Raw genomic sequence first — 11,693 nt, forward strand, 5'->3', positions numbered from 1 at the left:
GGCGCCGCTGACGGACCTCAAGCCCCATGAGGTGGAAGAGCTGGCTGCGCTGATCAAGAAGCTTGGGCCGCAGTAAGGGGCACCGAACGGCAGGAGCCTACGCGCAAAGGGCCGCACACGGCCCTGTGTTCTCTGCCACTATCCGTTCCTTTTTGCGATGCAGCGCTGCCAGGTCTGGCAGCGCTTGCCATGCCACCTCTTCTCTGCACCCATCTGTCAACCTCCATGACGACGCACGCCACACCCCGCCTCCTGCAAATCGGCCGCCTGCCCTTGCCCGCCCTCGAAACCGAACTGGCCGCGCGCTACAGCGTGGCCTGCCTGGCCGACCAGGCCGACCCGCAGGGCTTTCTGGCGGCGCACGGCGCGGAGTTTTCGGGCGTGGTCACCACGGCGTCCATCGGGCTCACGGGCGAGGTGATCGCCGCCCTGCCCCATCTGCAGGTCATCAGCAGCTTTGGCGTGGGCTTTGACGCGCTCGACATCGGCGCCGCCACTGCCCGGGGCGTGCAGGTGGGCTACACGCCCGGCGTGCTCAACGACTGTGTGGCCGACATGGCGTTTGCGCTGATGCTGGACGTGTCGCGCGGCATTGCCGCCAGCGACCGGTTTGTGCGCCAGGGCCAATGGCCCAAGGCGCGGTTTGCGCTGGGCACGCGCGTGTCGGGCAAGCGCCTGGGCATTGTGGGCATGGGCCGCATCGGCCAGGCCGTGGCCGAGCGCGCGGCGGGCTTCCGCATGGAGGTGGGCTACCACAACCGCCGCCCGGCCGAGGGCTGCGCGCTACCCTACTTCGAGTCGCTGACCGCACTGGCGCAATGGGCCGACTACCTGGTGCTGACGGTAGCGGGCGGCGCGGGCACGCGCCACCTGGTCAACCGCGATGTGCTCGACGCCCTGGGCCCTCAGGGCTACCTCATCAACGTGGCGCGTGGCAGCGTGGTGGATGAGGCGGCGCTCATCGACGCCCTGGCCGAGCGCCGCATCGCCGGTGCGGGCCTGGACGTGTTCGACAACGAGCCCCATGTGCCCGCCGCCCTGATGACGCTGGACAACGTGGTGCTCACCCCCCACACCGCCAGCGCTACGCACGAAACCCGCCGTGCGATGGCGGACCTGGTGCTGGAGAACCTGCATGCGTTCTATACCTCTGGCGCCGTGCGGGTGCCGGTGCCAGGCACGGTGGCTGGCTGATCGTTGGCTTTTCAAGCTTTTTAGGCCGTTTGCGCTCGTCCATCAAGCCTAATTAGCTATCAAATGAATAGCATCAAGCTCCACACCCGGGCGCCCCTGCCTCACACCCGCCCCGCAAACACCTCCGGCCCCAGGCGGGGCTTGCGCGCCTTGCGCTCGAACAGCCACATGCCATACAGCGGCAGCGCCTCGGCCAGTTGCAGCGGCACCACCTGCTCTGCCGCAGCCCCCAGCAGCGCGGGGTGTGGCAGCACGGCCAGCAGGTCCGAGCCCACCACCAGGTTCAGCAGGCTGGCAAAGTCCGGGCAGCGCACGGCCATGCGCGGCGCGGGCATGCGCCGCACGCGGTGCGCCTCGGTCAGCACGTCCACCGGGCCGCTCACGCTGGGGCCCACACAGCCCCAGGCGGCGCCTTGCAAATCGGCCAGTGACCGGGCCTGCGCCAGCGGGTGGCGGCGCCGTGCATAAATTTGCGGCTGCAACTCGTACAAGCGCCACTGCACCACATCCGGATGGGCAAACTGGCGCGGCCGGGGCGCAATCACGGCGTCGAAACTGCCATGCAGCAGGCCCGCCAGCAGGCTCCCCTCGTCGGTGGTGGTCATCTCCAGTGAACGCTGGGGCTGCGGCAGGCACCAGGCCTCATACAGCAGCGGCCCACAGACCAGCGCGGCGGACGCCGTGAGCCCCACGCGCAACACCTTGCGGTTTGCAGCGCCCGCGCCGGTCAGCGGCAAGGCGTCGATGCGCTGGGCCAGCGGCGCGCCTTCGGCCACCACACGCCGGGCCAGGTCGGTGGGCACATAACGGCGCCCATCCCGCACCAGCAGGGGCGTGTCGAACTGCGCCTGCAGCGCCTTCATGCCCTGGCTGATGGCGGGCTGCGACACCCCACAGGCCTGCGCCGCGCGCGCAAACGAGCCTTGGTCGATGACAGCTTGGAGGTAGTGCAAGTAGCGCAGATACATAAGCAGCTTTTATGTATGAGGCGCCATTGTCTCTTGTCGCAGCCGCCGGGCGGGGCGAAGCTCTGGGCTTCTTTCTTCACCACGCTCCTGCCCATGACCACGCCACTCGACACCGTCCGCACCTACCTCGCCCACCTGCATGCCAGCCATACCGACGGGCTGATTGCCTGCTTTGAAGACGATGGCGTGGTGCACTCGCCGTTTCTGGGCACCATGCGCGCGAGCGACTTTTTCAAGAAGCTGGCCCAGGCTTCCAGCGGCAGCGTGATCACCGTGCTGGATCTGTTCGTGTCCGCCCAGCCAGACAACAGCGGCGCCGTGCGGGTCGCCGCCTATTTCCGCTACGACTGGACTTTGAACGACGGCCGCGAGGTGACCTTCACCTGCGTGGATGTGTTCACGTTTGACGCGGGCAGCACACGCATCCGCGACATGAACATCGTCTACGACACGCACCCGCTGCGCGAAGAAGTGGGCGACAAGTACGCGCCGGATCCATCATCAAAGTAGCTCTACGCCCTTGAGCGTCACAAAACTCGTCTCGCGCGTCACCTGCACAAAGTCCTGCAGATACGGCTTGGCCGACAGGCTGGGCAGGCAGGCGGCGTGCAGCTCGCCGCGCAGGCCTTTGTCGCCAATCGGTCTGGCAGTCACGTATCCCCGGTCCAGATAGCTCTGCACCGCCCACAGCGGCAGCGCCGCCACGCCGCGCCCGCTGGCCACCAGCTGCAGCATGGCCACCGTCAGCTCGGTGGTACGGCGCGGGGGGCGCACGCCAGCGGGCTCCAGCACCTGGCGGATCAAATCGAGCATTTCGTCGGGCACGGGGTAGGTGATGATGGTCTGGTCGGCAAAGTCCTGCGCCACCAGGTGCGGCTTGGCCACCAGCGGGTGCGTGTTGGCCAGCAGCGCGCGGATCTCGAAGCCAAACAGCGCGTGATAGTCCACGCCCGCCTCGTCGGCATCCACCTCGGACACGATGGCCACATCGGCCCGGCCCTGGTGCAACAGGCCCACCGGGTCGGCATGAAAGCCGCTCACGATGTCCAGCTCCACCTCGGGCCAGCGGGTGCGAAACGCGTCCATGGCGGGCATCAGCCAGTCAAAGCAAGTGTGGCATTCCACCGCAATGCGCATCTGCCCGCCCTGCCCCAGCATCAGGCGTGCGATGTCGCGCTCGGCCCCTTCCACCTGCGGCAGCATGGCATCGGCCAGCGCGAGCAGACGCTCGCCCACGGCGGTGAACTGCGGCGGCACCGATTTGCGCTCAAACAGCGGCTGGCCGTAGCGGTCTTCCAGCAGCTTGACCTGGTGCGACAGCGCCGACTGCGTGAGGTTGAGCAGTTGCGCGGCCCGCACCAGGCTGCCGCTGTCACGCAAGGCCACCAGGGTTCGCAGGTGGCGCACTTCCAGGATCGACTGGTTCATTATTAATTTTCAAGTTGATCGACTAAAACTTTCGTTTGAATAATAAACGAGCCCACGCGACCATCGGTGCCTTCATTGCATTGCTCCATTCAGAAGAAGGAAATCACCATGTCGCTCGCCGCAGTCGCCGTAACCGCCGCCACCCGCCGCCCCGTGCTCACGCACACCCTGGGCTTTCCGCGCATGGGGGCGCAGCGTGCGCTGAAATTTGCGCTCGAATCCTTATGGCGCGGCGACAGCACCGAAGCCGAATTGCAGTCCACCGCCGCCCAGCTGCGCCAGTTGCACTGGCAGGCGCAGGCCGATGCGGGCCTCGGCTTTGTGACCGTGGGCGACTTTGCGCTGTACGACCATGTAGCCAACCACATCCAGCTGCTGGGCTGCGAGCCTGCGCGTTTTGGCTTTGACGCCCACGCGCCCGAACTGGCGCGCTACTTTGCAATGGCGCGGGGCGTGTCGGCCCAAGCCGAAAACCACCAAGGCTGCAGCGCCGGTTGCACCGCAAAACACCCCACCACCGGCCAACCCGCGCTGGAGATGACCAAGTGGTTTGACACCAACTACCACTACCTCGTGCCCGAGTTCAGCGCCCACACCCAGTTCCACCTGGCCAGCGAGCGCTTGTTTGCCGAGGTGGCCGAGGCCCAGGCGCTGGGCCACCGCGTCAAGGCCGTGCTGCTGGGGCCGTTGAGCTTTTTGTGGCTGGGCAAATCCAAGGCGGCAGGTTTTGACCGCTTCAGCCTGCTGGAGTCCCTGCTACCGGTGTACGAAACCGTGCTGGCTCGCCTGAAGGCGCAGGGCGTGGAATGGGTGCAGATGGACGAGCCCATCCTGGGCCTGGACCTGCCCGACGCCTGGCGCCATGCCTTTGAGCCCAGCTACTGGCAACTGGCGCGCAGCGCGCCCAAGCTGCTGCTGGCCACCTACTTCTCGCCCCTGGCCGAGAACCTGCGCCTGGCCTGCCAGCTGCCCGTGGCCGGCCTGCATGTGGATGCCGTGCGCGCCCCCGACGAGCTGGTGGGCGTGGCCGACTGGTTGCCCTCGCACAAGGTGCTGTCGGTGGGCATCGTGGATGGCCGCAACATCTGGCGTGCTGACCTGGATGCTGCCCTGGCCAAGCTGCGGCCCGTGGCCGACAAGCACCAGGGCGAGCTGTGGCTGGCACCGTCGTGCTCGCTGCTGCATGTGCCGTTCAGTCTAGAGGCCGAAACGCAACTGGACGCCGAGGTGAAGTCCTGGCTGGCGTTTGCGGTGGAAAAGCTGGATGAGCTGCGCGTGCTTGCCACCGCCTTGTCGCACGGCGAGGCGGCGGTGGACGATGAACTGCACGCCGCCCGCACCGCCCTGGCCGCCCGCCGCGCCAGCCCGCGTGTGCACCGCGCCACCGTGGCCGCCCGCATCGCTGCCGCCGCGCCGGGGGCCGACCAGCGCGCCAGCGCCTTCCCCGCCCGGCAAAAGGCCCAGCGCGCGCGGCTGAAGCTGCCGTTGCTGCCCACGACCACCATCGGCTCGTTCCCGCAGACGGCAGAGATCCGCGCCGCACGCGCCGCCTTCAAACGCGGCGCACTCGATGCCACGCACTACCATCAGAAGATGCAGGCCGAAATCGAATTGGCCGTGCGCAAGCAGGAAGCCCTCGGCATCGACGTGCTGGTGCACGGCGAAGCCGAGCGCAACGACATGGTCGAATACTTTGGCGAGCAGCTCGACGGCTTTGCCTTCACCGCCAACGGCTGGGTGCAAAGCTATGGCTCGCGTTGCGTGAAGCCGCCCATCATCTACGGCGACGTGTCCCGCCCCACGCCCATGACGGTCGCCTGGACCCAGTACGCCCAGAGTCGGACCACCAAACCCATGAAAGGCATGCTCACCGGCCCCATCACCATCCTGCAATGGAGCTTTGTACGCGACGACCAGCCCCGCGCCACCACGGCCGACCAGATCGCCTGGGCCATCCGCGACGAGGTGTGCGACCTGGAGGCCGCTGGCATAGCCATCATCCAGATCGACGAGCCCGCCATCCGCGAAGGGCTGCCGCTGCGCCGCGCGGGGTGGAAGAGCTACCTGGAGCGCGCCACGCGCTCCTTCCGCATCAGTGCCAGCGGCGTGCGCAACGACACGCAGATCCACACGCACATGTGCTACAGCGAGTTCAACGACATCCTGCCCGCCATCGCGGCCATGGATGCGGATGTGATCACGATTGAGACGAGCCGCTCGGACATGGAGCTGCTGCAGGGCTTTGGGGACTTCAAGTACCCCAACGAGATCGGCCCCGGCGTGTACGACATCCACTCGCCCCGCGTGCCCAGCGCGCAAGAGATGGCCGCGCTGCTCGAAAAAGCCGCCGAGGTGGTGCCCGTGGAGCACCTCTGGGTAAACCCCGACTGCGGCCTCAAGACCCGGGGCTGGCCCGAGACCGAAGCCGCCCTGCGCCACATGGTGAAGGCCGCGCAGGAAGTGCGCGAGCGGCTGCTGGAAGAGGCGGCGCTGGCCTGACGGCCCCCCGGTTCAGCCCGCAGCGCGCTTCATCTCGGCCAGCTTGACCAGCACCTGCAGCGCGTGGTTCAGCGGTGTCGGCACGCCCAAAGCGGCGCCGCGCTTGACCACGTAGCCATTCAGGTGGTCGATCTCGGTGGATTTGCCACGCGCCAGGTCCTGCGCGGTGGACGAATACTGCCCGGGCATGGTGCTGGCGATGCCGCGCACGGCCGCCTGCACATCGCCCGGAATCGTCACCCCGTCGGCCGCCGCCACGGCCAGGCATTCGGCCACGATGTCGGCAATCACCTGCGTCACGCCGGGTACCTGCACCAGCGGGCCGTAGGGCTGCTGCGACAGGGCCGACAGCGCGTTGTAGGCGCTGTTGAGCACCAGCTTGGCCCAGAGCGCGCCACGCACGTTGTCTGACACCTGGGTGGGAATGCCCGCCGCCGTGAGCTGGCGGGCCACCTCGTCGCTGCGCGGCGAAGGTGCAATCACCAGCTCGCCCCGGCCATGGTGCACCACATGCCCGGGGCCGCCCATGGCGGTGGCCACGTACACCACGGCGGCGGCCACGGGGGTGCTGGCGTGCAGCACGGCGCGCACGCGCTCGTCGTTGTCCACGCCGTTCTGCAAGGTCAGCACCAGCGTGCCGGGTGTCAGGTGCGGGCGTATCTGGCGCGCGGCATCTTCCGTGTCGGACGACTTCACACAGAACAGCACCACGTCTGCGCCGTGCACGGCACTGGCCTCGGTGCTGGCCGCCAGGGGCACCTGCACATCCAGCACGGCAGTCTGCAGCCGCAGGCCGTGCTTTTGCACCGCCTCCACATGCGCCTGCCGCCCGATAAGCGTGACGGCATGGCCCGCCCGGGCCAGCAAGGCACCAAAGTAACAGCCCACAGCGCCCGCGCCCATCACGGCAAAACGCAAGCCCGGGGTGGCAGACGGAACAGCGGAGGGGGTGGGGGTAGCGGTCATGGGCGGATGTTCGGCGGTGATTGGAAAAAGGACGGAAGGCAAGCCATGGTATCGCCCTAGGAGTCTGCACCCGCCCACCGAGCGCCTTGCAACCCCCACCCGATTGGCGCAAAATGCGCCAATCAGGAGATCGCCATGTCCGCCACTGCCTTTTCTTCCGTCAAGCTCCCCGCCCACCTGGTGGAGCAGGCCCGCCAGGCCGCGCAGCCCATGCGCCGCTCGGTGGCCAGCCAGATCGAATACTGGGCCACGCTGGGCCAGATCGTGGAACACACGGGCCTGAGCGTGCAGGAAGCCCGCAGCGCCATTGAGCAGTACGAAGCCGCAGCGGCGCGCACCGCCACCCTGGAGGCCCCCACGTCGGTGGACGCCCTCACCGCCCGCCTGCTGGCAGCCCAAACGCGCGGCACGCTGGCCCAGCGGGTGCGTGAAGTGGTGCTGGAGAACCAGGCCAAAGCCGCCCCTGTCGTCTGACTTGGCATGGTAGCCCCCGCCCGGCAGCCCTCCCCGCCGTCCCGCCACAACACGCCACCCCGCTGGCTCCACCTGCTGGCAGGCCCGAACGGCGCGGGCAAATCCACGCTGTACCGCGCCCTGGTGCGCGAAGGCATCCTGGGCCCGCCGCTGGAGTTTGTGAACGCCGATCTCTACGAACAGGCGCACCTGCAGCACATTGCTGACCCCGAAGCCCGGTCCGAAGCCGCCCGCCAATGGGCCGATTCGCGCCGCGCCGCCCTGCTGCGCGAAGGCGCCGACTTCGCCAGCGAAACCGTGTTTTCGCACCCTTCCAAACTGGAGCTCATCGAAGAGGCCCAGCGCTGCGGCTACACCGTGGCCCTGTATATCGTGGCGCTGGACGACCCGGCCCGGCTGCTGACCCGCGTGGCGCAGCGTGTGCGCGAAGGTGGGCACCCGGTACCGCCCGCACGCATCCTGGCCCGCTACCCCCGCACCATGGACAACCTGGCCCGGGCCGTGCGGCAGGCGGATGTGTCCTATCTGTATGACGCTGCCGAGGCCACCGGCACCAGCACCGGGCCGCAGCTGGTGGCCGTGTGCTCCCCCGCCCAGGTCACGCCCTTGGCCCAGCCGCTGCCCGCCTGGGCGCAGCGCCTGACCGGCCAATAGCCGATACGTCCACGCGCTACACGGGCCTGTGCAGGCGGCCCACTCTCATCTGCTGTGCCGTCGGCTCAACGCCAAATTGGGGCCCTGCGCACGTCTGTATTCATTCGCAGCTATTTCTTTGATAGCAACCACGACTCCGCAAAAACCCTGAGTACATCGCGGGTGTTATCTATTTGCCAAGACAATCATTGTCTAGTCAATTAAATTCACCCTCCATGACTTCCAACACCTCCTCGCCGTCGCAGCCCGGCCCGGGCTTCTACAGCCCCACCCAGCTCCAGCCCGAAAACAGCGTGGGCTACCTGATGCGCAAGGTGATGACGTCCATCCGCACCCAGGCCGATGCGCAGCTGTCCACCCACGACCTGACCTACGCCCAGTGGCTGCCGCTGTTCAAGATCTCGCGCTGCCCCACCACCACCGTGGCCAGCCTGGCGCGGGACCTGGAGACCGACCCGGCCTCCATGACCCGCGCACTGGACCGCCTGGAGGCCAAGGGCCTGGTGGCACGCGAGCGCTCCACCACCGACCGCCGCGTGGTGCAACTGGCGCTCACCCCCGAGGGCGACAAGGTAGCTGCCCAGGTGCCCCCGGTGCTGGCCGACGTGCTCAACGGCCACCTGAGCGACTTCACCCATGACGAATGGCAACTGCTGCTGCGCCTGCTGCGCCGCATGCTGGCCAATGGCGAAGCGCTGCGCCAGCAGCGCGGCGCAGACGCCGACTGAACACACAGACAGCCCACACCGTTTTCCTCCACACAACACCCCAAAACCATTCTGGAGAACCCCGTGAACACCCCATCCCCCCTGCCCTCCACCCGCTCGGCCCTGACCGCGCATTTCGCGGTATCGGCCCTGGCGCTGGCCGCCGCCCTCCTGCTGGTGGGCTGCGCCAGCCCCGGCCCGGCCCACACGCCGCTGGCGCAAACCACCCCTTCTGCCGTGGGCTTGAACGCCGCAGCCACCGACACCGCCGCCCCCAGCCAGTGGTGGAAAGCGCTGGGCGACGAGCAGCTCAACACCCTGATCGACACCGCACTGCAAGGCAACCCCAGCCTGGCCGTGAGTCGCGCCCGCCTGGAGCAAGCCGTGGCCCTGAGCCAGGTGCGTGAGGCCGCCAACGGTCCGCAGGCCACCCTGGGCGTGGACGCCACCCGCCAGCGCTACACCGCCAACGGGCTGGTGCCCGCCCCCATCGCCGGCAACACCTACAACAGCGGCACCGTGCAAGCCACGCTGAGCTGGTCGCCCGACTTCTTCGGCCAGCACGCCGCCGAGCTGCAGGCCGCCCTGGGCCAGGCCCGCGCCGCCCAGGCCGATGCAGCCGCCGCCGCCAACACCCTGGCCGCCCAGGTGGGGCGCAGCTATGTGGCGCTGGCCCGCCTGGTGGCCCAGCGCGACGTGGCCACGCGCGCGCTGGCGCAGCGCGAAGAGCAACGCAAGCTCACCCAGGAGCGCACCTCTGCAGGCCTGGACAGCCAGGTCGAGCTGACCCAGGCCCAGGCCTCTGTGCCCGATGCCCGCACACAAATCGAAGCGCTGGACGAGCAGATCACCCTGGCCCGCCGCCAGCTGGCCGTGCTGACCGGCCAGGCGCCCGACGCGCTGCCCACGGTCACGCCGCAGCTCGCCGCACTGCAACCCACCGCCGTGCCCGAGGTGCTGGGTGCCGACCTGCTGGGCCGCCGACCCGACGTAGTGGCCGCGCGCTGGCGCGTGGAGGCCGCGACGCAGGGCGTGAACAGCGCACGCAGCGAGTTCTATCCCAACATCAACATCGGCGCGTTCATTGGCCTGAACTCGCTGGGGCTGGACCGGCTGTTCAACGGCAGCTCGCGCCAGATGGGTGTGACCCCCGCGCTGCGCCTGCCGATCTTTGACGGCGGCCGCCTGCGCGCACAGCTGGGCGGCCGCGCTGCCGAGCTGGACGCCGCCATCGCCCAGTACAACGCCGCCGTGCTCGATGCGGTGAAGGAAGCGGGCGACGCCGTGGCCTCCATCCAGTCGCTTACCCGCCAGCAGGCCCTGCAAGACGAGGCTGTGGCCAGCGCCGAAAAAGCCTACCGCTTTGCACAAGAACGCTACCGCGCGGGCCTGGGCAACTACCTGGTGGTGCTGAGCACCGAAAGCCAGGTCCTGGCCCAGCGCCGCCTGGCCGTGGACCTGCGCGCTCGCCAGCTCGACACACGCCTGGTGCTGATGAAGGCCCTGGGCGGCGGCTGGACCGATGACACAGCGGTGCTGCACACCGCCGCAGCGCACTGACCGGCCACCACACCACACGCATCCAAAAACACAACAACACATTCCTGAAAGAACACTGCCATGACCGCCCACAGCGAACCCCTCACCGCCAACGAAGCCAACACCGCCCGCCGCCGCGGCCTCACCCTCATTGCCGCCGCCGTCGCGCTGGCGGCCATCGGGTGGGGCGGCTGGCACTGGGCCAATGGCCGCCATGTGGAGACCACCGACAACGCCTACGTGGCGGGCAACGTGGTGCAGATCACGCCGCAGATCGGCGGCACCGTGGTGTCCATCGGCGCGGACGACACCGACTACGTGAAGGCCGGGCAATTGCTGGTCAAGCTGGACCCCGCCGACGCCCGCGTGGCGCTGGAGCAGGCCGAGGCCCAGTTGGCCCAGACCGTGCGCGAGGTGCGCACCTTGTATGCCAACAACGCCACGCTCAAGGCCCAGGTCAGCCTGCGCAGCGCTGACCTGGCCCGCGCCCAGGCCGACGCCGCCCGCATGCAGGACGACGTGAACCGCCGCGCCCCGCTGATGGCCAGCGGCGCCGTGGGCAAGGAAGAGTTCCAGCACGCCACTGCCCAGCTGGCCGCTGCCAAGAGCACCGTGGCCGCCGCCCAGTCGGCCGTGCTGGCCGCACAAGAGCAGCTGGCAGCCAGCCAGACGCAGACCGAGGGCACGTCCATCGAGCAGCACCCTAACGTGGCGCGTGCCTCGGCCCGCGTGCGCGAGGCCTACCTGGCCGTGCAGCGCGCCCAGCTGGTCGCCCCGCTGGATGGCCATGTGGCCAAGCGGGGCGTGCAGGTGGGCCAGCGTGTGCAGGCGGGCGCCCCGCTGATGACGCTGGTGCCGCTGAACGACCTGTGGGTGGACGCGAACTTCAAGGAAAGCCAGCTCAAGACCCTGCGCATTGGCCAGCCTGCCGAGCTGGAGGCCGACGTGTACGGCACCAAGGTGGTCTACCACGGCACCGTGACGGGCCTGGGCGCTGGCACCGGCGCCGCCTTTGCGCTGCTGCCCGCGCAGAACGCCACCGGCAACTGGATCAAGGTGGTCCAGCGCGTGCCCGTGCGCATTGCCCTAGACCCCAAGGAAGTGGCCGAGCACCCGCTGCGCGTGGGCCTGTCGATGACCGTCAAGGTCGACGTGCGCCGCGAGGAAGGCGCCGCCATGGCCGCCGCCGCGCCGGCCAAGCCGATGCAGACCGATGTCTATGAAAAGGTAGCGCAGGACGCCGACCAGCTGATCGCGCGCATCA

General features: G+C 68.6%; 11 protein-coding genes. 8 read left to right on the forward strand and 3 right to left on the reverse strand.

All coding sequences use genetic code 11. The annotated features are described in order from the left end of the window. Window positions 1-225 precede the first annotated feature (225 nt). Entirely contained in the window at window positions 226-1,194 is a 969-nt protein-coding gene (locus AC07Z7_RS24060) for a 2-hydroxyacid dehydrogenase (RefSeq protein WP_207253425.1), read from the forward strand. 101 nt (window positions 1,195-1,295) lie between these two features. On the opposite strand, the gene AC07Z7_RS24065 is transcribed toward AC07Z7_RS24060, so the two are convergent. After that, complete coding sequence (locus AC07Z7_RS24065) at window positions 1,296-2,162, reverse strand: LysR family transcriptional regulator (protein WP_207253424.1); 867 nt, start codon at window positions 2,160-2,162, stop codon at window positions 1,296-1,298. 93 nt (window positions 2,163-2,255) lie between these two features. Between AC07Z7_RS24065 and AC07Z7_RS24070 the strand changes: the two genes are divergently transcribed. Next, window positions 2,256-2,672 carry a nuclear transport factor 2 family protein gene (locus AC07Z7_RS24070; RefSeq protein ID WP_207253423.1) on the forward strand — a complete coding sequence of 139 codons (417 nt, stop codon included), beginning with the start codon at window positions 2,256-2,258 and terminating at the stop codon, window positions 2,670-2,672. Here the strand turns inward: AC07Z7_RS24070 and AC07Z7_RS24075 are convergent. Beyond that, window positions 2,664-3,590, reverse strand: a complete 927-nt coding sequence (locus tag AC07Z7_RS24075; protein WP_219733314.1) for a LysR family transcriptional regulator — start codon at window positions 3,588-3,590, stop codon at window positions 2,664-2,666. The genes AC07Z7_RS24070 and AC07Z7_RS24075 overlap by 9 nt on opposite strands. A gap of 108 nt (window positions 3,591-3,698) precedes the next feature. Between AC07Z7_RS24075 and metE the strand changes: the two genes are divergently transcribed. Further along, on the forward strand, window positions 3,699-6,089 hold the full coding sequence (gene metE, locus AC07Z7_RS24080; protein WP_207253422.1) for a 5-methyltetrahydropteroyltriglutamate--homocysteine S-methyltransferase: 2,391 nt from the start codon (window positions 3,699-3,701) through the stop codon (window positions 6,087-6,089). A 12-nt stretch (window positions 6,090-6,101) separates the two neighbouring features. On the opposite strand, the gene AC07Z7_RS24085 is transcribed toward metE, so the two are convergent. After that, window positions 6,102-7,055: a ketopantoate reductase family protein gene (locus tag AC07Z7_RS24085; RefSeq protein WP_207253421.1), complete on the reverse strand. Its 954-nt coding sequence runs from the start codon at window positions 7,053-7,055 to the stop codon at window positions 6,102-6,104. 135 nt (window positions 7,056-7,190) lie between these two features. On the opposite strand from AC07Z7_RS24085, the gene AC07Z7_RS24090 reads away from it, so the two are divergent. The 5 genes from AC07Z7_RS24090 to AC07Z7_RS24110 form a co-directional block, all read left to right on the forward strand. Then, window positions 7,191-7,529: a TA system antitoxin ParD family protein gene (locus AC07Z7_RS24090; RefSeq protein WP_207253420.1), complete on the forward strand. Its 339-nt coding sequence runs from the start codon at window positions 7,191-7,193 to the stop codon at window positions 7,527-7,529. A gap of 6 nt (window positions 7,530-7,535) precedes the next feature. After that, window positions 7,536-8,183, forward strand: a complete 648-nt coding sequence (locus AC07Z7_RS24095) for a zeta toxin family protein (RefSeq protein WP_207253419.1) — start codon at window positions 7,536-7,538, stop codon at window positions 8,181-8,183. A 215-nt stretch (window positions 8,184-8,398) separates the two neighbouring features. Further along, entirely contained in the window at window positions 8,399-8,911 is a 513-nt protein-coding gene (locus AC07Z7_RS24100) for a MarR family winged helix-turn-helix transcriptional regulator (RefSeq protein ID WP_252661394.1), read from the forward strand. Between the two features lie 63 nt (window positions 8,912-8,974). Then, entirely contained in the window at window positions 8,975-10,450 is a 1,476-nt protein-coding gene (locus AC07Z7_RS24105) for an efflux transporter outer membrane subunit (RefSeq protein WP_207253417.1), read from the forward strand. 60 nt (window positions 10,451-10,510) lie between these two features. Further along, on the forward strand, window positions 10,511-11,693 hold a 1,183-nt coding region (locus AC07Z7_RS24110; protein WP_494767909.1), incomplete at its 3' end, for an HlyD family secretion protein.

It is taken from the genome of Acidovorax sp. GW101-11A03 (assembly GCF_059424825.1).